Annotated in this window: 20 protein-coding genes; 11 read left to right on the forward strand and 9 right to left on the reverse strand. The window is 39.3% G+C overall.

The annotated features are described in order from the left end of the window. Positions 1 to 582, reverse strand: a complete 582-nt coding sequence (rpoE, locus tag RB214_RS12475; RefSeq protein WP_002958721.1) for an RNA polymerase sigma factor RpoE — start codon at positions 580 to 582, stop codon at positions 1 to 3. A gap of 245 nt (positions 583 to 827) precedes the next feature. Here rpoE and nadB point away from each other — a divergent pair, with 245 nt between their 5' ends. Further along, complete coding sequence (nadB, locus tag RB214_RS12480; protein ID WP_002958722.1) at positions 828 to 2438, forward strand: L-aspartate oxidase; 1611 nt, start codon at positions 828 to 830, stop codon at positions 2436 to 2438. Here the strand turns inward: nadB and RB214_RS12485 are convergent. Both RB214_RS12485 and RB214_RS12490 read right to left on the reverse strand, forming a co-directional pair. Further along, positions 2413 to 2769 (reverse strand): hypothetical protein, encoded by a 357-nt coding sequence (locus RB214_RS12485; protein WP_223231626.1) that lies wholly within the window; start codon positions 2767 to 2769, stop codon positions 2413 to 2415. The genes nadB and RB214_RS12485 overlap by 26 nt on opposite strands. Before the next feature lie 55 nt (positions 2770 to 2824). Continuing rightward, positions 2825 to 3076, reverse strand: a complete 252-nt coding sequence (locus tag RB214_RS12490) for a succinate dehydrogenase assembly factor 2 (protein ID WP_309167243.1) — start codon at positions 3074 to 3076, stop codon at positions 2825 to 2827. 164 nt (positions 3077 to 3240) lie between these two features. On the opposite strand from RB214_RS12490, the gene RB214_RS12495 reads away from it, so the two are divergent. Further along, a complete protein-coding gene (locus RB214_RS12495) occupies positions 3241 to 4152 on the forward strand; it encodes a folate-binding protein YgfZ (protein WP_197098626.1) in 912 nt (303 codons plus the stop codon). Positions 4153 to 4164: 12 nt separating this feature from the next. Further along, positions 4165 to 4650 (forward strand): peptidylprolyl isomerase, encoded by a 486-nt coding sequence (locus tag RB214_RS12500; RefSeq protein ID WP_002958726.1) that lies wholly within the window; start codon positions 4165 to 4167, stop codon positions 4648 to 4650. 42 nt (positions 4651 to 4692) lie between these two features. Here the strand turns inward: RB214_RS12500 and RB214_RS12505 are convergent, their stop codons facing one another. Genes RB214_RS12505 through RB214_RS12515 form a run of 3 tightly spaced genes read right to left on the reverse strand, consistent with a single transcriptional unit; the run spans position 4693 to position 6376 of the window. Further along, the gene (locus RB214_RS12505; RefSeq protein WP_002958727.1) at positions 4693 to 5175 is read right to left on the reverse strand and encodes a hypothetical protein; all 483 of its coding nucleotides are present in this window, start codon (positions 5173 to 5175) and stop codon (positions 4693 to 4695) included. A 25-nt stretch (positions 5176 to 5200) separates the two neighbouring features. Beyond that, a complete protein-coding gene (locus RB214_RS12510) occupies positions 5201 to 6013 on the reverse strand; it encodes a DUF481 domain-containing protein (protein ID WP_309167247.1) in 813 nt (270 codons plus the stop codon). A 42-nt stretch (positions 6014 to 6055) separates the two neighbouring features. Next, positions 6056 to 6376 (reverse strand): HI1450 family dsDNA-mimic protein, encoded by a 321-nt coding sequence (locus tag RB214_RS12515; protein ID WP_002958729.1) that lies wholly within the window; start codon positions 6374 to 6376, stop codon positions 6056 to 6058. Positions 6377 to 6743: 367 nt separating this feature from the next. Between RB214_RS12515 and RB214_RS12520 the strand changes: the two genes are divergently transcribed. The 7 genes from RB214_RS12520 (at position 6744) to RB214_RS12550 (ending at position 14570) form a co-directional block, all read left to right on the forward strand. Then, a complete protein-coding gene (locus RB214_RS12520; protein ID WP_309167250.1) occupies positions 6744 to 7535 on the forward strand; it encodes a crotonase/enoyl-CoA hydratase family protein in 792 nt (263 codons plus the stop codon). Between the two features lie 71 nt (positions 7536 to 7606). Beyond that, positions 7607 to 7960: a CidA/LrgA family protein gene (locus RB214_RS12525; protein WP_309167251.1), complete on the forward strand. Its 354-nt coding sequence runs from the start codon at positions 7607 to 7609 to the stop codon at positions 7958 to 7960. After that, positions 7953 to 8696 (forward strand): LrgB family protein, encoded by a 744-nt coding sequence (locus RB214_RS12530; protein ID WP_169059746.1) that lies wholly within the window; start codon positions 7953 to 7955, stop codon positions 8694 to 8696. The genes RB214_RS12525 and RB214_RS12530 overlap by 8 nt, the downstream gene beginning before the upstream one ends. A 38-nt stretch (positions 8697 to 8734) precedes the next feature. Then, positions 8735 to 9571, forward strand: coding sequence for a mechanosensitive ion channel family protein (locus tag RB214_RS12535; RefSeq protein ID WP_309167255.1), 837 nt, complete (start codon positions 8735 to 8737; stop codon positions 9569 to 9571). A 226-nt stretch (positions 9572 to 9797) separates the two neighbouring features. Further along, complete coding sequence (locus RB214_RS12540) at positions 9798 to 12995, forward strand: winged helix-turn-helix domain-containing protein (RefSeq protein WP_309169009.1); 3198 nt, start codon at positions 9798 to 9800, stop codon at positions 12993 to 12995. A gap of 20 nt (positions 12996 to 13015) precedes the next feature. After that, positions 13016 to 13396, forward strand: coding sequence for a DP-EP family protein (locus RB214_RS12545; RefSeq protein WP_197099279.1), 381 nt, complete (start codon positions 13016 to 13018; stop codon positions 13394 to 13396). 184 nt (positions 13397 to 13580) lie between these two features. Next, entirely contained in the window at positions 13581 to 14570 is a 990-nt protein-coding gene (locus RB214_RS12550; protein WP_197099278.1) for a sensor domain-containing diguanylate cyclase, read from the forward strand. 97 nt (positions 14571 to 14667) lie between these two features. Here the strand turns inward: RB214_RS12550 and RB214_RS12555 are convergent, their stop codons facing one another. Both RB214_RS12555 and RB214_RS12560 read right to left on the reverse strand, forming a co-directional pair. Then, positions 14668 to 15636, reverse strand: a complete 969-nt coding sequence (locus RB214_RS12555; protein WP_309167260.1) for an IS30 family transposase — start codon at positions 15634 to 15636, stop codon at positions 14668 to 14670. A gap of 112 nt (positions 15637 to 15748) precedes the next feature. Further along, positions 15749 to 16231: a winged helix-turn-helix transcriptional regulator gene (locus RB214_RS12560; protein WP_024596882.1), complete on the reverse strand. Its 483-nt coding sequence runs from the start codon at positions 16229 to 16231 to the stop codon at positions 15749 to 15751. A 168-nt stretch (positions 16232 to 16399) separates the two neighbouring features. Here RB214_RS12560 and putA point away from each other — a divergent pair, with 168 nt between their 5' ends. Continuing rightward, complete coding sequence (gene putA / locus RB214_RS12565; RefSeq protein ID WP_309167263.1) at positions 16400 to 20203, forward strand: bifunctional proline dehydrogenase/L-glutamate gamma-semialdehyde dehydrogenase PutA; 3804 nt, start codon at positions 16400 to 16402, stop codon at positions 20201 to 20203. Between the two features lie 58 nt (positions 20204 to 20261). On the opposite strand, the gene RB214_RS12570 is transcribed toward putA, so the two are convergent. Next, positions 20262 to 21635: an IS4 family transposase gene (locus RB214_RS12570; RefSeq protein ID WP_024598303.1), complete on the reverse strand. Its 1374-nt coding sequence runs from the start codon at positions 21633 to 21635 to the stop codon at positions 20262 to 20264. Positions 21636 to 21708: the final 73 nt, after the last annotated feature.

The raw sequence follows: 21708 nt of genomic DNA on the forward strand, positions 1-21708 counted from the left end.
CTAAGACTCGCCTATTAATGGGTTTAATTTGTTATCTATTGCTTCACGGGCACGAAATATACGCGAACGCACAGTCCCGACTGGGCAATCCATTACCACGGCTATTTCTTCATAGCTCATCCCTTCTATTTCTCTAAGGGTGATTGCGGTTTTAAGATCTTCAGGCAAACTATCAATCGTATTAAAAATAACAGCGCGTACTTCTTCGCTTAAAAGTAGGTTTTCAGGAGATGCATTCGATCGCATTGAATCTGCACAATCATAAAACTCGGCATCTTCAGCGTCTATATCATTTGCTGGCGGCTTACGCCCCTGGGCTACTAAGTAATTTTTAGCACAATTAACGGCAATACGGTATAACCACGTGTAAAAGGCGCTGTCACCTCTAAAGTTAGGAAGTGCACGGTAAGCTTTAATAAAAGCTTCCTGTGCTACATCAGCAATATCGCCTTGGTTAGATACATAACGTGAGATCAAACCTGCAATTTTGTTTTGATACTTCTTTACTAATAGGTTGAAGGCGTTTTTATCTCCTTGCTGGACCCTTTTTACTAGCACTAAATCTAATTCCTGCTCGCTCATTCGAGCCGGTACTCCTATGTCTGATTTTTGCTTGTTATTCATATTGTCGTCATTGTTCACAAATACTCTGACCTCTTTATGAATAAAAAGTTCTGCTTAATATTATTTTTTTATAAAATAGATGATAATAACGGCGCTAAGCCTTTAAAATCACTACGTAGTAGTATGACAAATATGATACAACTACAGATATTAAAAACAAATATTGCTCTATATGAGCATTGTAACCGCAAAGTACCTCTGACATGAACCAAAATAAACATCACATTGCAGATGTCGCTATTATAGGTAGCGGCGCAGCAGGCTTATCACTTGCATTATCTCTAGCTAATTATTGTAACGTTACCGTGATCAGTAAAGGAGCGCTTACCGAAGGTTCTACTTTGTATGCCCAAGGCGGTATAGCTGCTGTATTTGATAAACAAAACGACAGCATAGAATCTCATGTTGAAGATACACTCGATGCAGGCGGCGGTTTATGCGATAGAGACGCTGTTCATTATACCGCCAGCAATGCTCACGATTGCCTACAGTGGTTAATTGACCAAGGCGTACCCTTTGATATGGAGTTTGATAGCAAAGGAAAAGAGCGTTTTCATTTAACACGTGAAGGTGGTCACAGCCATCGCCGTATATTGCATGCAGCCGATGCAACAGGCAAAGCGGTGCAAACCACGCTTATTAGCCAAGTTAAAATTCATAAGAATATAACGCTCTTAGAGCAATACAATGCTATTGATTTAATTACAGATAAAAGCGCCGGAAAAACAGGCTCACACATTGAAGGCATGTATGTGTGGAACAAAAAAGCTAAAAAGGTAGAAACCATTTCAGCTAAATTTGTTGCTCTTGCCACTGGTGGTGCAAGTAAAGTGTATTTATATACTTCTAATCCTGATGTATCAAGTGGTGATGGTATTGCAATGGCATGGCGCGCAGGCTGTAAAGTTGCCAATATGGAATTTAATCAATTTCATCCAACAAGCCTTTATCATCCAGAGCTACAAAACTTTTTAATTACAGAAGCTATGCGCGGTGAAGGGGCTTATTTAAAACGACCTGATGGCACTCGTTTTATGAAAGACTTTGACAGCCGTGAAGAACTCGCTCCACGCGATATAGTGGCACGCGCAATCGATTTTGAAATGAAGCGTTTAGGTGCTAATTGTGTTTATTTAGATATTAGCCACAAAGATAAAGACTTTATTATTGAGCACTTTCCTACTATTTACGCAAAATGCTTAAGTGTAGGCCTCGATATAACGAAAGAAGCAATCCCAGTTGTGCCTGCTGCGCATTACACCTGTGGTGGTGTAATGACTGACTTTAACGGCAAAACAGATCTCGATAACTTATATGCTGTAGGTGAAGTTGCTTACACAGGCTTACATGGTGCAAACCGTATGGCAAGTAATTCACTATTAGAGTGCATTGTATTTGCCCACGCTGCAGCTAAAGATATTTTAAGTAAAATTGAACATGCACCAGAGCCGATGGCGCTTCCTCATTGGGATGAGAGCCGTGTTAGTAACTCAGATGAAGAAATTGTTATTACCCATAACTGGCATGAACTACGTTTATTTATGTGGGATTATGTAGGTATTGTACGCTCTACTAAACGCTTAGAACGAGCACTGCATAGAGTTGAGTTGCTACAGCAAGAAATACACGATTACTATGCAAACTTTAGAGTAAGTAACAACTTGCTTGAGCTTCGTAATTTAGTGCAAGTATCAGAGCTAATTATTAGAAGTGCTATGGAGCGAAAAGAAAGCAGAGGCTTGCATTACACTATTGATTACCCTGAACAAAGTGAGAATCCAACGCCGACTATTTTGACTCCAAAACGCAATTAATTGCGCCGACAGTGGCACGTTTTAGACGCGCATAACTTTGCTCATTAACGCCATTGGCTGAAATTATAAGCCAATGGTTGTTACTAAAACCTTTAATATGAAGCCATATATTATTACCATAAAATCGGCTTTTGTTACTTATTTCACCCTGAATTTTTAAGCTCTCGCCCTCAAATCTAAATAACTTTGGTTCTAATATTATAATTCCCTCATGTGGGTGAATTGCTAATACTTTGCGCCACATTATCAAGCCAGCTAGTGCATTTATTATTAAACAAAAAAGCATAGCTAATAGTGAATCTAAAAATAAACATAATATAAAACTGAGCATACAAAAAAAGACCACAATTGGTTTGTGGTCAGCTTTATTATTTGTAACCGTAAACCTATACACGAACTCGGTCTAAGATCAGCGAAACCATACCGCTTAACTGCTCGTCTTTACATTCTTCATGACCCATAAACCATGCAAATAAGTCAGGGTCTTCTTCTGTTAGCAAACGCTGAAAGATAGCCTGTTGCTCTGCGCTCAAAGAGTCGTATGCTTCTTCTACAAACGGCATAAACAAAACATCTAGCTCTAACATGCCACGACGACAAGCCCAACGAATACGTGCTTTACTATGAATTTCAACCATTTTAAACCTCATACTTAATTGACTCGAGTTTAACAAACACAAGCCTATTTAGCAGCTATTAATCTCTCATTAAATAATAAACCCGCACCAATAAGCGCTTGTCTGTACCATACGTAACAACTGCGTTATTATGTCACTTCATTTATATTGCAAAGAAGGTTTTTATGTCGAGCGTTTATGCATGTCCGTTATCTCATCAACTTATTAGCCTCTGCGGTGCTGATAAATTATCTTATTTGCACGGACAAATCACTCAAGATCTAAATAAATTAACCAGCAGTAATTATTTGTGGGCTGGCCATTGCAGCGCCAAAGGTAAACTTTGGGGTGTATTTAAATTATTTTCTTACCAAGATAGCTACTACCTTGCGGGTAGCCAAGCTGAAGTTGAAAAATCATTAGCTGAACTTAAAAAATACGCTGTATTTGCAAAAGTTGATATTACTGAATGCTCAAAGCGTTTAATTGGTTTAATTGGTGATGATTTATCGGATGTACTGGCACAACTTGATATTAGCTTTGAAGGCGATGCAAGCGCGTGTGATTTTACGAATGGTAAAGCGCTAAAATTAGCTGATAACCGTGTTTTAATAATGGTTGATAACCAATTTAGCATGCCTGATAACGTATCCACACTTGATAACGAAGCCCCTTGGCAACAAGCAGCGATGCTTGCCGGTGAGCCTCAGCTAAGTGCAGATGCAATTGGCGAGTACGTTCCTCAAATGGTAAACCTACATGCTATTGGCGGTATAAGTTTCAAAAAAGGGTGTTATACAGGTCAAGAAACAGTAGCCCGTATGAAGTACCTTGGTAAAAATAAACGTGCAATGTATATCGTTTCGGGGCAAAGCGAAGGGATTCTCTCAGAGCCTGATTTAGAAATCCAATTAGGCGAAAATTGGCGCCGTGCAGGTAAACTTATTGCACAAAGCTTTGATGAGCAAACAAATAAATTAACAGGCCTCGTTGTGTTGCCAAACGATACTGATGTAACTCAGGTACTTCGTGCAAAACACACACCTCAGGTGGAGCTAAGCATTCTGCCTCTACCCTACTCTCTTGAAGATGAATAAATAGGAATGACTATGATCGTTGCGGCAAACAAAGTGGTAAAAATGCATTATTCAGTAATGGATAATGATGGCAATAGCATTGATAACTCGTTCGGTGGTGAGCCACTACACTTTATCATTGGCACAGGCTATTTAATTTCAGGCCTAGAAAATGCTTTGCTGGGCAAGCAACCAGGCGACACGCTTAGCGTAAAGGTTGAACCTGAAGAAGGTTACGGCGAGCGCCACGAAAACCTAATGCAAGCAGTACCTAAATCAATGTTTGAAGGTATGGAAATTGAAGTTGGCATGCAATTTCGTGCATCAACAGATGATGGTGACCAATCAGTAATGATCATCGATATCCAAGATGAAGAAGTGATTGTAGATGGTAATAACCCACTTGCAGGTATAACACTTAACTTTGATGTAGAAATACTAGAAGTACGTGATGCGACAGAAGATGAATTAACTCACGGCCACGTACATGGCGAAGGTGGGTGTGGCCACGACCACTAATGCACTGCTAAACAAATAAAAAAAGCGCCTAAGGCGCTTTTTTTATATCATATTGTTACGCTTAACCGTTTCAGCTTTTGGCTTACTAGGCAGCGCGATTGATACGTTTTTTTCTTTTAAAGCAGCTAGTAAACCTTTTTGATCGTTTGTACCAACTCTATACAAGGTGCCATCTTTGAGCGTTAACTGTATTGCACTAAAGCCAGATACTGTATACACCCAACCATCATGAGTAATTCGCATACCAATACCGTGCCTGTAAGAGTTTTGAACTGCTTTTGCTTCTGCGACTTCGCTAAGCTCAATACTTTGCCCAGCAACACCTGGACCAAACGCCCAGCTAATATTCTTATCATCTACTTTTACTGTTAGGCCATGGAACAAAAAGCCCACCAGCACTAAAATCCCAGTAAATATTATTAAAGGTCCATCAGCGCCTAACAAGTTCCACGCAAGCGCCACAAAACCGCCAATCCACGCTAATACAAAAAAGATAAACACCGCATACTGTTTATGCTGATACATAATATTCTCTAAATTAAATAAATACTTAAAAGCTGTATACCAATGTAGCACTCAGCTCTGAGTCAAACTTGAGTTTATTATCTTCGGGTTTTGAATTATAACGATACATGTAGGTAAATTTGAGTGATACCGCGCCAATCACTTGGCTTATCAGTGCGGTTTCCGATTTTAAGCGAGAATTAAGACCTGAAAGCGACTGCTCTATACTCACATCTTGATTAAAACGAGTACGCTTAGAAACTAAACGTTCCCACTGCATTGCAACACGTACTAAATAACCGGTTTTATCAATTTCATCTTCGCTCACATCCGAATCCTCATCGGCGACTGAACGGTATAAACCAGGTCCTATATCAATATCTACTTTGTTTTTAGAGCCTTGATATACACGCGCACCATAGCCTGTCGCCACCGTGCTTTTAAAATCAAGTCCACTAAACTCATCTTCTTCGTAATCACCGTAGATAAAAAATGAGGAGTTTTTAACACCTACTTTATAGTTACCTTGCGCTGATACAAAAATACGATTAGCTGTAACATCAGTGCCACCGCTTTCATCGTTCTCATCACGCTTATAAAGAGAGTCTATTTTGAATTGGTTACGCCACTTTTCAAAATCTTGGTATAAATTACCTTTGAGCTTAAAACTGGTCGAATTGGTGTTACCTTTACTTAGAATAAAACCAAATTCAGTATCACCGTAAAGCATATCACCTTTGTGTAACTCATGAATTTCTTCATCAGAGAGCTTGCCATATTCATGAAAATCTTCAAATGGATCAACAGCCCAACTTGGGCAGCTAATTATTAAAAAAATTAAAAATAAATACTTACGCACATCACTCTCTCTGCACACAATTATAAAAATAAGCGGTATTGCTTATTCACTCTCTTTCCATAAAATATGACAAAACGGAGCATCTTTATCACGACTAATCAAAATTTTAGCAAACAAAACATCATCATTTTCAAATTCTAAACCAACTAGCACCTGAATAAAGTGCTCTGGCTCTATCTCAAGGGCAACAAAATCTTGCCACTGATCGTCTGGCTCGTCTTCTTCAATAAAGCCTAGGTCTTCTCTAAACTCATTAAAGTCTTCAACATCTTTATCACTCAAGTTATTTGGCGCTAGCTCTAAAAAAATATCATAAGCTTGGTGAGTAGCTTCTTCTACCGTATATAAACGTGGACCCGACATATGTGCTTAACCTTAAGCTTTTAAGTTGCGCTATATTATCAAATCTCATCATCATTTTGATAAAAATAAACGTAAAACACTGACTTTTTTGTAACTGAGTCATGCTTTATTCAGCATACAGCTCAAACAATAAATAACAATTTAACTAACCCATTGAATATCAAGATTACTTTTTTAATTTAAGCTTAAAATAACAACGTAAAAAATTTTATTATCTCAAGTTCTAATTGTTTAGCTTTTTCTCATCTAAATCTAACCCTTTAAGACTACAGCTTTAGCAATAAATTCCATTTATTTAAAAAATACCGTCACTTTACTTAATTCTTATAACAACATAAGCTCAACTAACAGGTCAGAGGAGTGTGTAATGATAAAACTAGAAAAACAAAATGGCATTGCAACCGTCACGCTTAGCAGAGCAAAAAAACAAAACGCATTAAGCTTTGAAATGTTTGTAGAGCTAAACAAAGCCATTAAAAACATAAAAAGAGATCGCAGTATTCGTGCTGTAGTAATAAAAGGCGATGGCGAGCATTTTTGTGCAGGGCTTGATATATCAGCCGTAATGGCGGCACCATTGAATATTATAAAATTATTGCTTAAATGGTTACCTGGCAATCAAAATTTAGCGCAAAAAGTAGTATTAGGCTGGCAATCACTCAGCGTGCCCGTTATTGCACAAATTGATGGCAACTGCTTAGGGGGTGGATTACAAATAGCGCTGGGTGCCGATTACAGGATTGTCCATGTTGATGCCAAGCTTGCCATTATGGAAGCGCGTTGGGGGTTGTGCCCCGATATGGGCGCCAATGTAATGATGAGCGGTTTAGTTAAGCGTGACCAAGCCCTTTGGCTTGCAAGCCACGCAAAACCAATCTCAGCACAACAAGCAAATGAGCTAGGTTTAGTTACTCAGCTTACCGATGATACTCAACAAGCCACTCAAAACATGCTCAGTACATTACTTGAGCGCTCACCCGATACGCTTGCTGCTATTAAACGTGTTACACAACTTAGCTATAAACCAAACCAACGAAAAATACTCGCTAAAGAAACCTTCAGCCAAATTCGCTTACTGCTAAACCCAAACACTAAAAAAGCAATTGCTAAAGCAAAAGGAAAAGCGGATATAACCTACGCAAATACAAAGCAATGGTAGACTATTGCACAATGCATAAAAGAGTTTGATTTGTTAAAGTTAAGCTCTTATCTTTTCTGTGAGCCACTTTGATGAAATATCTGCTCAGTAGCGCTATTATTTTACTATGTTTAGCCTGCGCTAAACTCATTATGCACTTTATTGGTGGAAGCTTTCCTGCACCGTTACTCGCTATGGTTATTTTATTAGTTTTACTCTTATCGGGTATTGTAAAAGAGCAACATATAAAACCATGCGCCTCCCCTATTTTAAATATTATGCCTATCTTTTTCATTCCAGCGGGTGTGGGATTTATTGAGCATCTCAGCCTTATAAAATCGCACTGGGCATTTTTAGCATCAGTTGTGGTGCTTGTCCCTATAACTACTTTATTACTTGTTAGCAGTGTAATTGCGTACTTTAAGGGAAGAGAAAATAATGACTAATTTTACTTTTTCCGCTATTTCAGAGCTACAGCCTAATTTATGGTGGCTAAGTATTCCTTTTATTATTGTATTATTTTTAGCACTAAGGGCCGTAAACCAAAGTATAAAAAACAGCGTATTTAAATCGCTCACCAACCCCGTATTTTTAAGTATTAGTATTATTGCTTTATTACTCGTTAATCTAAACTTGCCTTATACGCAATTTGCCACGCACAGCAAATTACTAAGCTGGTTATTAGAGCCCGCAATTGTGGCTCTAGCGCTTCCTTTATATCAGCAGTTTACACACGTACGAAAAAATCTATTACTCATAGTCGCAACATGTAGCTTAGGCATTGTTAACGCAACCGTTGTGGCATTTTTGCTAAGCATATTATTTAACGCACCTGCACAGCTAAGTGCATCTGTTGCCGCACTCAGTGTGACGACCCCAATATCTTTAATTGTTACCGACTCGTTAGGAGGGATTAGCTCACTTGCTGCGGCTTTAGTTATTTTTATTGGTTTACTAGGCGCTTTATTTGGTTTTATGCTTTTTAAACTCATTAATATTTTTAATCACGAATCTCAAGGCGTTGCCATGGGCACAGCTTGCCATGCAATTGGGACCGCTGCTGCTATTGCTGAGCATCCAAAAGTAGGCGCTTACTCATCAGTTGCAATGGCACTAAGTGCTTTATTAACAGCGATTATAGTGCCGCTGTTATATCCATTTTTAGTCAACATTTTGCTATAGTTGGAAAAATACAACATAGCCCTAACATAGAGCGCTTTATGATCAGTTCTGAAATCGAACAGTTTGAAAAATATTACACCATGCTTACTGAGTATATGGTTACCTACAGTATGCAAATTATTGGCGCTATTTTTATCGTCCTCATTGGTTTGTGGATAGCACAAAAGCTTGCCAAATTTGTAGCCGCGTTAATGACCCGTCATAACGTTGATATTACGCTCACAAACTTTGTCAGTAGCGTGGTAAAAGTACTGCTCATTGTAATGGTTATAATTATTGCACTTGGCAAAATAGGTATCAGCGTTACGCCATTTGTAGCAGCCATTGGTGCTGCGTCTTTAGGTGCAGGTTTAGCACTACAAGGAATGCTTTCTAATTATGGTGCAGGCCTTGCAATTATAGCCACGCGACCTTTTGTTGTTGGTGATACTATTGAAGTTAAAAATGTAAGCGGCCAAGTTAAAACAATTGAGCTTGGCTACACTATTTTAATCAATGAAGAAAAAGTAGAAATCACCATTCCAAATAAGCACATAGTGGGTGAAATACTTCATAACTCATTTAGTTACTCATTGGTCAAAGGTGAAATAGATATAGCTTATAGTGCATGCTCTGATAACGCGATTAGCCTCATTGAAGACGTACTTAAAGCACATGAATTAGTCGCACAAAATCCGTTATCACAAGTGGGTATTGAACGCTTCGCCGATAGCGGTGTTACAATAAGCTACCGATATTGGGTGCCTACTACTAAAATTATCGAAACCAAACTGGCTATTAACGGTGGTGTTTATAAAGCAATTAATAACGCTGATATTGAAATTCCATTCCCTCAACGCGTCATTACAATTAACAAAGCAGACCTAGAAAGCTAATTTATTTTTATTTTGAGCTTGCATATCTGCAAGCTCATCCTTTACTACCCCCCTCTGCTCAGAATAAACTCAAATAGTTGTGTTATAGATTTATTTGCCATATAAATAGTGTTAATAAATATCAATACGCACTTAATTTTTAATAATAAAAAAACAATAATGAGTAATGATGATGCGCAACCCCTTCTACCTAGGCGATTGGCAAGTAACACCTTAAACTAACTCAATTCAACTCACTGGTAAAGCCAAACAGTTAGAGCCCAAAGCGATGGAAGTTTTATTGCATTTGTGTCAACAAAATGGCGACATTGTAAGCAGCGATGAATTGCTCAATAAATGCTGGAAAAATACTGATATTGGCGATAATCCATTACATAAAACTATCACTCAGCTAAGAAAAGCGCTCGGTGATAAAGCCAATGAACCACATTATATTGAAACTATCCGTAAACGTGGCTACCGCATTATTGCAAAATTATCTTTTCCGTTAGCAGATCCTATCCCAAGCACTAAAAGTACATGGCAGGGTGGATCCCCTTTCTTAGGCCTGCGTGCATATAACCCAAATGATACCCACGTTTTTTTTGGCCGTACCCAATCTATAGCTACCCTGCTGGAAAGGATATCTAGCCAGGTAAATTACGGTCGTGCTTTTTGCTTAATACTTGGCCCTAGTGGTACAGGTAAATCCTCGCTTGTTAATGCTGGAATTTTACCAAAACTGCTAGATGAGCGAGGCTATAATAGCATCGGGGTTATTTCCTACACCCAGATCGACTTTGCAGATGTGCATAAAAATAGACTTTTTCTAGACTTAGCTTCTGCATTACTTGATTGGGATATAAACGCCCAGCCTGTGTTTGAAGGATTAAGCGCGCAAACACTTGCAGAGCAACTAGAATTGGCAATAGATGGCGTAATTAACGCCATACAAGCTGCACTTAGTAAAGCCTCTACACAACTTAAAACACCCCAGTTATTTTTATTTATTGACCGCTTAGAAGTACTGCTTTCTTCTCCTATATTTAGTAGCGAAACACGCAGCCATTTTTTATCGGTTATTGAACGCTTAGCAATCTCTAAAGCTGTGATTGTATTTAGTGCGTGTCGTAACGACTTTTACCCTTTAGTGGTTGAACAACCAAGTTTAATGGCAGGCAAAGCTCATGGCGCGCACTACGATTTAACACCGCCAAACCGCCAAGAACTCCAACAAATTATTCGCCTGCCAGCGTTAACCGCTAATTTAACGTTCTCCAATGACCCACAAACTCAAACACCACTGGATGAAATATTGTGCGCCGATACCGCCAATAACCCCGATGCATTGCCCATGCTGCAATACACATTGCAAGAGCTGTACTTACAGCGCAGTGATAATAACGAGCTACTGCACAGTGTTTACAAAAAACTCGGGGGTATTGAGGGCGCCATAGGCAAAAAAGCAGAAGATATATTTATTGACCTTAGTAATGAGCAACAGCAGCAACTAAAAAGCGTATTATCACAACTGATCACTTTAAACCCAGATGGCAAAACCATTACGAGCCGCGCTGCCCGCTGGCAAACATTAACAAACACAAGCCAAAAAGAGCTTGTGCAAGCCATGGTCGATAGCCGTTTATTTGTATCGCATTTACAAAACCAAGAAGCCTGTTTTAGCCTTGCTCACGAGGCATTATTGCGTCAATGGCCGCGCGCAAAACAATGGATTAATGACCATAAAGATGCCTTAGCAATAAAAAGTCGTTTACAACATCAAGCACAAAATTGGGTAGATGAAGGTAAAAGTAGTGCTTACCTCCTAGCGCCAGGTAAACCGCTACAAGAAGCGCAGCTATTACTTAACGACAAACTGTTTAAATTAGATGATAACGAGCATGCTCTTATCAAAAGCTCTGTAAAAAAAACAAAAACAAAAATAAGAGCAAAACGAGTGACCGTTACTTTATTGTGCTTACTTACATTTACCGCGTTATTAATGAGCTTCACTAGTTTTAAAGCCCAACAACATGCGCAAAAAAAACAGCTTGAGGCCGAAAGCTTACTGGGGTTTATGATCGGCGACTTTGCCGATAAATTACGTAGCGTTGAACGTATGGACTTACTTGATGGTATTAGTAATAAAGCACTTGAGTATTTTACTGATCAAACTGACGATTCAAGTTCACTTTTTAGCTTTAGCGATAATAAAGCACAATTTAACAACCGTTTTCAGTACGCACAAACCCTCGAAGCAATGGGGGAAGTAGCTTATTCGCGCGGTAAAACCGATGAAGCCTTTACCGCCTTTGAAAACGCCCGCACCCGCCTTGAGGCATTATTAAAAATACAGCCTAACAACTTAGAGCTACTAACGCTTGCAGGCGCCAATGCCTTTTGGCTAGGTCAATTAGCTTATGATCAAAATGATCATCAAGCTACTGAGCAAATGTTTAAAAAATACCACGCTTACAGTAAAAAAATGTATGCGCTGGCAGCTAATGATTTTAACTCCATTATGGAATTATCGTATTCATCTAATTCTTTAGATTCTTTATACATAGAAAAATCCAACTACAGCGCTGCAAAAAAGAACTTTGCAGAGTCACTTTTACTTAAAAATAAAGCGCTTAAACTGAAACCTAATAACAAAGATTTACTTCGAGATAAATCCGATACGATTAGTTGGCTTGCAAAAACAGAAGAGAAGCTAAGTAACTTTAATGAAGCAGTTAATATATTGGAAGGTGCAGTTGGCGTAATCACAAAATTGATTGCTGACTACCCTAGTGATGCAAGCCTTTTTTACACGTCAGCAAACCTATATATGCAACAAAGTTATTTACTGAGCTATTTGAGTGATAAACGGATGGCTCATAAAAAAGCCAGCTTGGCTAATCAAGTTATCAATGAAGCTTTAGTACAAGATCCAAAAAACAATAAATTTCAGCTTATGTATTATCGTTCTTTAGCACATTCACTAATGCTATCTACTGATGAAGCTACTGACTCAACAATTGAAAAAATAATTAATTTTTTAAAATCTCAAAATTTTAAAAATAACAGCACTATTAATACACAAATTACACTGATTCAATATTTTATAAATAGACAATTACCACTCAAAGCGCAGGAGTTGTTAACTGAGCTTGAGAATAATGAAAACTACACACATCAATTAGCCAACCTAACTAGAACTGGTGATTACTTAGTACATACGCGAATAAACTTAATCAAAGCAAACTTAGCTACAACTAATAAACAGCGAGAGCAATTTTGCTTAAGTGCTATCAAAGCAATTTCTGAAGCTGCAAAAATAAGTCAGAGCGTAAAAATAACATACCCACTAGTACAAGCTTATACCTGTTTAAACAGGGAAGACGAAATATCAGATATAAAAACAAGCCTAGTTAAATTAGGCATTACGAACTTCCAACTATAATTACTCATAAAGGAAATGATATGAATAACACCCTAGAAAATGTCGACTTTCAAGTCAATATTAAACTTAACAACGGTGAAGCTATTTTTAGCTATACAAAAAATGGCGAATCCGCTACTGGCGGTGGTGTTGTAAGAACTGAAACCGCTGGCAACTACAATTTAGACGACGCCACAATTCAAAATGGTTTCGTATTTACTGGCGCTACTATCACCGATAACGACACACAAAAACCATGCGCCCAAGACTTCAGCTATAAAGTAAGTGACAACGGCCACACAATTATCATTACCGACACAGATGAAAATAATGGCTCTGTATGCTTAATCTTTAACGTTGAGTGTAATGGCAATAAATATGAAAGCGCTGATCCTCAAGTTAAGAATGAAAAAGAACTCTAATTAGTAATGCTTATTTTTAAATTGCACAGGCATATTAATTGCGGTGTAATTTATTTAAAAACGACCTTTAAATAAACTTAAATAACAACAACTTAAATCAGAAGGTTACCGAAAGGTTTAAAAACGATAAATTGAATAAACTGCTAGACATAAAGTTTCATTAACAATAAAAATGAGCAACACCATGTCTAACAATAATGAAAATAGCAAAGCAAACAACACCGACAGCGCTGTATCTGCATTAATCAGCAGCATTTCTAATACCGTTAACAATGAAAAAATAAGCGCAATTATTAATGTCACTAATGTCATGGCCGATGCTATTTTTATTGTTAATGCAGATGGGGTGTTTGAATCAGTAAATCCCGTAGCAGCACGTTTTTTCAATGTAACGTCTGATTCATTAATAGGTAAAAAATGGCAAGATTGTTTACAAGAACAGTATCGCGATGACTATAAATACATGTTTGAAAGTTGGAAAAAAAACTATCAAACACCACTCAATCATGGTCCGAAAGAAGTTAAAATAAGAAAAAACAATGGTAACTGTTTAGATGTTGAGTTATCTGTATCATGTTTACCCGAATCGGTAGTCTCAAGTACCCCACTTTTTATTTGTATAATGCATGATATTTCAAAGCACGTTAAAAAGTATAAAGTACTGGAAAACGTAGCCAGACTTGATCACCTCACTGGTATTGCTAATCGTTGTACTTTAGAAAAAACCATCATAAAAAATTGGCAAGAGTGCATAGTTAACAAGCAGCCTCTTAGCTTTATACTTATTGATATTGATTACTTTAAATTATTTAACGATAACTTTGGCCATGTAAAAGGTGATAAGTGCCTTCAAAAAGTCGCTCGTACAATTGAAGAGTGCTTACCATCTAAAGACAGTTTAGTAGCACGCTATGGTGGTGAGGAGTTTGCTGTTGTGCTGCCTCGTTCGCACATTTCAAATGCACAAATGATTGCTAAACGTATTCAAGAAAAAATACTCAACATTAATTTTAGAGATCTCGGTTTACCAGCGAATGTAAAAATAAGTGTAAGTCAGGGTTTAGCGTGTGAATACAACAATCAATACAGAACATCTGAGGCATTAATATGCGCGGCGGATACTGCCTTATACAGAGCGAAGTCGGAAGGTCGTAATAAATTATGTATAAGGTGATGTACTAACTATTTGGTATAGCATTTATCTACTAAAATAAAAAAACCGCAATTGCGGTTTTTTTATTACGCGGATTCAAACCTGAAGTGCATAACGTTTAGGCGGCTTTAGCCGCCAAGTGATCCTGCATCAATTTTGCAGGCGTTTCAAATCCAAGTGTCTTCCTCGGACGATTATTAAGTTGCTCAAGTACTGGTATAACTTGCGCTGGTGTTACCGCCTTAAAATCTGTGCTCTTCGGCCAATACTGACGTAGTAATCCATTCGTGTTTTCATTCAATCCGCGCTCCCATGAGTGATAAGGGTGAGCAAAATAAACAGGTACACTTAAAGCCTCTGTGATTTGCTCGTGATAAGCGAACTCTTTTCCATTGTCAGCCGTGATGGTATGAAGCGCTGACCTATATGGCCTTAATAGTTCTATCGTCGCCGCAGTGACGGCTTGTGCTGTTTTTCCTGCCACCTGAGTTGATACAGTGAATTGGGTAACCCGCTCTACAATGGTAACAAGGGCGCCTCGATGACCTTTGCCTATGACGGTATCTATTTCCCAATCTCCGATACGGCCTTTCTCATCAACTATTTGTGGGCGCTCTTCAATGCTAACGCGATTTTTTATTTGCCCTCGGTTTGTTTTACCATGACTGCGCTTGTGATATTTCTTACCGTGTCGGCGCAGATGTAGGTATAAATCACCACCTGCTTTTTTATCTTCCCAGATATACAGATAAATGCATTCATGGCTGACAGACTGTTTACTTTCTTTGCGTAACCATCCCGTTATTTGTTCAGGACTCCACTTCTCATTAAGCTTCTGGGTAATTAAAGCTATCATTTCAGGTGTCATCTTAAGCGGTTTTCTTACACTTCTTCGGCGAAACAAAGCCCGCTCATGAGCTTGTTTGTGTCTGTAACCTCGCTTACCTGTATTTCTAGAAAGCTCTCTTGAAATCGTAGATTGCGATAAATTAGTTAGCTCAGCAATACTTTGTTGCGTAAAACCACTTTTCTTTAGAACGGCGATCTGGCATCTTTGCGCATAGGTCAGTTGTTTGTAATGTCTCATTGTAAAATCTCTTGCCGGAGAAAAAGTAGTTAGCTTATGAGCAACTGACCACTTAATCTAGCCAAAACAAGTTATGCACTTACAATTTGAATCTAGGTTACTTGAGAAAAGCTTAAATATCGATTAGCAATCCTTCGTCCTTTTTAATCTTTTCGATCACCATATAAGTATGATGAGTACCCACGCCGGGAATATCTACTAAGTCGCCAAGAACTTGTCTATATTCTTCCATATTAGAAACGCGAATTTTTAATAAGTAATCATAACCACCAGCAACCATGTCACATTCGACTACTTGTTCTATCCTTAATATGTGCTCTCTAAATACTTTAAATACAGCTGTATTTGAAGCAACAAGCGATACTTGAACATGCGCTACTAAGCTCTGATTAAGTTTAGCTTCGCTAAGCTTGGCATAATAGCCTTCAATATACCCTTCTTGCTCTAATCGTTTAACCCGATCTAGGCACGGGCTGGCACTCAAATTAACCTGTTTTGCGAGGTTAACATTAGAAATTCTGCCGTTCTTTTGAAGAACGTCTAGTATGGCTAAATCAATACGATCTAGCATGCGTAATCTATTTGGAATTGTCATAACAGAATTTTATGCGGATAAGTTAAATTTATACCCTGTAAATTATCGTAAATCGCGAAATTTAACCAGCATATTCTGCTGAATTTTAATTAGAATGCACTCACAATATCACTGGTAATTTATTGGTAATTAATTTTACTTTAATTCTTAACATCCTGAGGGTTGCTTATGTTATTCAACGGCGATTTAACTACTACTTGTCCTATCAGACAAAGAATCCGTGACTTTTACCGCATAGATGAAAATGCAGTTATTGATCATATTTTACCGCTTGCAGAAGTAGGCGTAAAAGCACGAAGTCGTGCCTGGGAAAGAGCCCGCCAGATTGTTTTGAACATTCGTAAAGAGCAAGATGGGCAAGGCGGTGTTGATGCGCTTTTAAATGAATTTTCACTCTCTAGTGAAGAAGGCGTTGTATTAATGTGTTTGGCCGAAGCACTGCTTCGCGTACCAGATAAAGCAACTCAAGATGTACTTATTCGTGACAAGTTAGCCAAAGGTGATTGGAGCTCTCATTTAGGAAGCAGCGATTCTTTATTTGTAAACGCATCTTCTTGGGGATTATTAGTTACCGGTAAAATGGTTAACTACACAGACAAAACTAAAGAACAACAGTTCGGCATGCTTAAAAAGACCATTGGTCGTTTAGGTGAGCCAGTTATTCGTAAGTCTGTAAACTTTGCTATGAAAATTATGGGCAAGCAATTCGTAATGGGTCGTACCATTGACGAGGCAATTGAACGTGCTGCCGAAACAGAGCAAAAAGGTTACGTATATTCTTACGATATGCTAGGCGAAGGCGCGCGCACAATGAAAGATGCGAAGCGTTACTTTGACAGCTACATGAATGCTATACACTCAATTGGTAAAGCGGCCAATGGTCGTGGTCCAATTAAGAGCCCGGGCATTTCAGTTAAGCTTTCTGCTATTCATCCACGCTATGAGTTCACTCATAAAGACCGTGTGATGGAAGAAATAGTCCCTAAGTTAAAAGAACTTGCTCTTGCCGCTAAAAAATACGATATCGGCTTTACCGTTGATGCAGAAGAAGCAGACCGTTTAGATATTTCATTAGATGTAATTGAAGCGGTATTCAGTGATGAAGATCTTGGTGATTGGCAAGGATTTGGCTTAGCGGTTCAAGCCTATCAAAAACGCGCTATTTTTGTAATTGAATGGCTAACTGACCTTGCAACCCGCGTTGGTCGCAAGATGATGGTACGTCTAGTAAAAGGCGCATACTGGGATACTGAAATCAAAACCACACAGCAAGATGGTTTAGATCACTACCCAGTATTTACCCGTAAAGCAACAACAGACGTTTCTTACAAAGCGTGTGCTATTAAAATGCTTGAAGCGCGCGATGTGCTTTATCCGCAATTTGCTACACATAACGCTTACACTGCCGCGACTATTTTAGAAGTAGCCAAAGGCGACAACACTGGTTTCGAATTTCAACGTTTACACGGTATGGGTGAGTCATTATTCGACCAAATCGTTAACGAAGAAAAAATTCAGTGCCGCGTGTATGCCCCAGTTGGTCAACACGAAGACCTCCTTGCGTACCTTGTTCGTCGTTTGTTAGAAAATGGTGCTAACTCATCATTTGTGAACGCCATTGTAGATACAACAAAACCTGTTGAATCATTACTTCCAGACCCTGTAGAAACATTGCAAGGCTTGCGTAACAAGTACAATACGCAAATCAAAATGCCAATTGATTTATACGGTGAAGAACGTGCTAACTCTAAAGGCATGGATTTAACCGACATTAACGTTATTACCCCTTTCAAAGAGAATCTTGAAACATGGTTTAACGAGCACTTAATTGAGCAAAGCCAAGTACCTGAAGGCTCACTTGCAGTTAAAAACCCAGCAAATCACAAAGAAATCATCGGCCACGTTAAATTGCAAACTGACGAAGAGATGAAAGTATTACTGGCTAACGCTGAAGCAGCACTTGAATCATGGTCACAAACACCAGTAAGAGAGCGAGCTAACTTACTGCGTCGCGTTGCTGACATATTAGAGCGTCATCACGACGAACTTGTTGCTATCTGTATTAAAGAAGCAGGTAAAGTAGCGCAAGATGGTATTGATGAAGTACGTGAAGCGGTTGATTTTTGCCGTTACTACGCGGCGCGCGCTGAGGAGTTATCGCAAGATGAGCGTTTTGAAGCCCGTGGCGTTATTTTATGTATCAGCCCGTGGAACTTCCCGCTTGCAATATTCTTAGGCCAAGTTGCTGCTGCGATTGTTACAGGTAACACTGTAATTGCAAAGCCTGCTGAGCAAACAAGTTTAATCGCCCTTCGTGCTATTGAACTAATGCTGTCTGTTGGTTTACCTGAGCATGTTGTTCAACCGGTTATTGCTCGTGGTTCTGAAGTAGGCAAAACAATTGTTCCTGATGAACGTATTCAAGCGGTTATGTTTACAGGTTCTACTGAAACAGGCACATTAATTTCTCAAACACTTGCTGCACGTAACGATATTCAAGTACCGTTAATTGCAGAAACAGGTGGCCAAAACTGTATGATTGTTGACTCAACGGCGCTTCCTGAGCAAGTAGTTGACGATGTGATCAGTTCTGGTTTTCAAAGTGCTGGGCAACGTTGTTCTGCTCTTCGTGTTTTATTCATTCAAGATGACGTAGCAGATGGCATTATTGAAATGCTTAAAGGTGCGCTAGCTGAGCTACACATTGGTGATCCATCGTTACTATCAACTGATGTTGGTCCGGTAATTGATGAAAAAGCACTTAAAAACTTAAACGAGCACGTTGAGTACTTAAAAGGTAATTCTATACTTCATTACGAGTGTAAAATCCCGGATAACACTCAAAATGGCGCATACTTTTTTGCACCTCGTTTATACGAAATCAAAGATTTATCAGTACTTAAGCGTGAAGTATTTGGCCCATGTGTTCATATTGTTCGCTTTAAATCGAGCGAACTTGATGATGTGATGGATCAAATTAACAACACAGGTTATGGCTTAACAATGGGTGTACATTCACGTATTGAAGAGCGCTGTGAGTACCTTGCTAAAATGTCACGTGCAGGTAATGTTTACATTAACCGAAACATGATTGGTGCTATTGTTGGTGTGCAACCATTTGGTGGCCGTGGTTTATCAGGTACTGGCCCTAAAGCCGGTGGCCCTAACTACCTTCAACGTTTAGTAAAAGAAAAGGCATCACCAGATAACGTGCAAATGACAAACCTGACGCCAGATGAGCTTGATTTACACCACTACAGCGGTGCAAATGAGCAAGTTAAAAAGCTAATGGCTAACTCAATGCGCGATGAAAAAATCTGGCGTGCAACACCACTAAACGACCGTGTTTCGGCTGTGCGTCAGTTGCTTGCTAAAATCGCGACGGTAGAAATTATCGACGATTTAGCAGACGATTTAGCATTAACATTATCAGAAGCTCGTGCACAGCTTAACCGCCTTGAAAAGCACATGCGTAAATTTACTACCCTGCCAGGGCCAACGGGTGAGTCTAATACACTTCATCTAGAAGCGCGTGGTTGTGTAGTGTGTTATGCAGATAAGAGCACATCATTTAACTTCTGGGCATTGTCTATCATTACCGCTATTGCCGCAGGTAATACGGTAATTACTGTAGCGTCTGAGCTGTTTTACGATGAAGCTGTTGCCTTTAAAGATAAATTTATCTCTACAGGTGTTGCTGAAGGTGTTTTCCAAGTAGCTAAACCTAATCAGTTACAAGCTATCTTAGCTCACCCTCATTTAGCTGGTGCGGTAGTTGCCGCTCGCTCGTCTCGTTTAGGCTACTTCAGCCAACAGCTTGCACAGCGTAAAGGCGCAATTTTACCGGTAATTAGCTCTGAGTATTACGATACATTAATCAAGCGCTTAATTACTGAAAAAACAATTAGTATTGATACAACAGCATCAGGCGGTAATACCTCGCTAATGACGCTTGTTGAAGATGATGAATAATTAAGCTAATGCTTTTTCACTAAAAAATAAAATAAGGCACTGTAAAGCTGTCTCTTGATCACAAGTCTGACTCAAGAGATTTTGCTAAATCGTAGCCTTCCAGGATGGCTTGTAACTTAAGCCATCCTTTCCATAACACTTTCACAGATGCACGCCCTGTGCGCTTGGTATCTTTCCAGCCTCCTAACTTTGCCAGTTCCTGATACGCCCATGACATATTTGGAGCAGTTTCAGGCAATGGTGTTTTTATTCTCTTTAACCACAATAACTTCCATGCTTTGGGAGATAACAGTTGTTCACAACTTGGAGAATCAGGCTGCTCATTGGTGAACTTTAGTTGCAATATTCGCGTCGCAATAAAGCCATTAATCGTCACCAATCTTTCCATGTTATCTTGGCTTTGAAGGCGTAAACTTTCGATATCCGTACCATCACTTTTCCAGACTTTATGGTATTCCTCTACAAGCCAACGGTGCTCATAGTAGGTGATGATAGCTAAGGCGTCTTCTTTGCTGGTGACTGGTTCACTGGTTAATAGGTGCCAGCTTAAGCCATTCTTAGCGTTTCCTCGCTCTGTACAGCCGACATAGTAAACTGGGAGGGAGTGTCCTTTCTTATTGTAAGGCGCTTTGAGTGTCACTGGCGCATAGGTGATATCCAGTGTTGCGCTTCGGGCTTTTCTTCCTCCTTTTTGTGCAATGTGGATGTGTTTGGTGCCTGCACTCATCAGCTCGCTTGCAAACGCATAGAGCTTATCCTCACCTTCTTCAATATGACGACTTTGCATCGAGCGTACGACGAATCGTTGCTGCTCGGTCAGTTTATACTGCAAGTATTCGTAGATGTCCGCTTCGCGGTCACACACCGATATCACGTTCGCCATTTGTCCTTGCAGCCGCTCTGCCATCGCTCGTGACGCTGACTCCCACTTGTAACTTTCTTTTTCTTCGTAAGAAGTCGTCGCGTGTTTTTCTCTTTTTCCAATCGTGTTGATATCACGACTCCAGCGAGACTGTTCAATTAATCCCACAACTTGCTTTGTGTCTGGCGCAAACAGTAATACGCTATGAGCTAACAAGCCTCGTTGTTTTGCTCCTCGTCCGACATGACCCAAATCATCTCGAATGGAGGAATGCTTATAAATTAGTGTGGTCGTGTCTTCTAATGCGAGCAATAAGTTATGACTTTTTGCTTGTTCAACCGTGGCTTTAAAGCCTGACTCTGCTATAGCCGTTGCGTCAATATTCTCGTTGCGAATAAAGCGGTAGGCACCTTCCATATCGGCGGGGGATTGAGTGATGTTCACAAGTGGTTTTCCTGGTTCATTTGCAAGCGTTGATGCTAACTTTACCAGACGCGCTGTTCTTCTTGGATCACCTAAGTCCGATTTACCGAATTGTTGTTTTGCCCAATGAGTATGTTCGTTAATCATAATGTGCCCTCAAACAAGATTTGAAGATCTGATCATGACATTGAGATTTAGTTCAAAAAAATCCCCGCTAATT

It is taken from the genome of Pseudoalteromonas sp. HL-AS1, from assembly GCF_031198785.1.
GTDB classification, from domain to species: Bacteria; Pseudomonadota; Gammaproteobacteria; order Enterobacterales; family Alteromonadaceae; genus Pseudoalteromonas; species Pseudoalteromonas distincta.

Bases quoted from the DNA above. Each gene is read 5' to 3' on its own strand.
- RB214_RS12535 (WP_309167255.1), top strand. From the start codon at position 8,735: ATGATCAGTTCTGAAATCGAACAGTTTGAAAAATATTACACCATGCTT.
- RB214_RS12485 (WP_223231626.1), bottom strand. From the start codon at position 2,769: ATGCTCAGTTTTATATTATGTTTATTTTTAGATTCACTATTAGCTATG.
- RB214_RS12560 (WP_024596882.1), bottom strand. From the start codon at position 16,231: ATGACAATTCCAAATAGATTACGCATGCTAGATCGTATTGATTTAGCC.
- RB214_RS12530 (WP_169059746.1), top strand. From the start codon at position 7,953: ATGACTAATTTTACTTTTTCCGCTATTTCAGAGCTACAGCCTAATTTA.
- nadB (WP_002958722.1), top strand. From the start codon at position 828: ATGAACCAAAATAAACATCACATTGCAGATGTCGCTATTATAGGTAGC.
- RB214_RS12555 (WP_309167260.1), bottom strand. From the start codon at position 15,636: ATGAGACATTACAAACAACTGACCTATGCGCAAAGATGCCAGATCGCC.
- RB214_RS12525 (WP_309167251.1), top strand. From the start codon at position 7,607: ATGAAATATCTGCTCAGTAGCGCTATTATTTTACTATGTTTAGCCTGC.
- RB214_RS12495 (WP_197098626.1), top strand. From the start codon at position 3,241: ATGTCGAGCGTTTATGCATGTCCGTTATCTCATCAACTTATTAGCCTC.
- putA (WP_309167263.1), top strand. From the start codon at position 16,400: ATGTTATTCAACGGCGATTTAACTACTACTTGTCCTATCAGACAAAGA.
- RB214_RS12490 (WP_309167243.1), bottom strand. From the start codon at position 3,076: ATGGTTGAAATTCATAGTAAAGCACGTATTCGTTGGGCTTGTCGTCGT.
- rpoE (WP_002958721.1), bottom strand. From the start codon at position 582: ATGAGCGAGCAGGAATTAGATTTAGTGCTAGTAAAAAGGGTCCAGCAA.
- RB214_RS12550 (WP_197099278.1), top strand. From the start codon at position 13,581: ATGTCTAACAATAATGAAAATAGCAAAGCAAACAACACCGACAGCGCT.
- RB214_RS12515 (WP_002958729.1), bottom strand. From the start codon at position 6,376: ATGTCGGGTCCACGTTTATATACGGTAGAAGAAGCTACTCACCAAGCT.
- RB214_RS12500 (WP_002958726.1), top strand. From the start codon at position 4,165: ATGATCGTTGCGGCAAACAAAGTGGTAAAAATGCATTATTCAGTAATG.
- RB214_RS12570 (WP_024598303.1), bottom strand. From the start codon at position 21,635: ATGATTAACGAACATACTCATTGGGCAAAACAACAATTCGGTAAATCG.
- RB214_RS12545 (WP_197099279.1), top strand. From the start codon at position 13,016: ATGAATAACACCCTAGAAAATGTCGACTTTCAAGTCAATATTAAACTT.
- RB214_RS12520 (WP_309167250.1), top strand. From the start codon at position 6,744: ATGATAAAACTAGAAAAACAAAATGGCATTGCAACCGTCACGCTTAGC.
- RB214_RS12505 (WP_002958727.1), bottom strand. From the start codon at position 5,175: ATGTATCAGCATAAACAGTATGCGGTGTTTATCTTTTTTGTATTAGCG.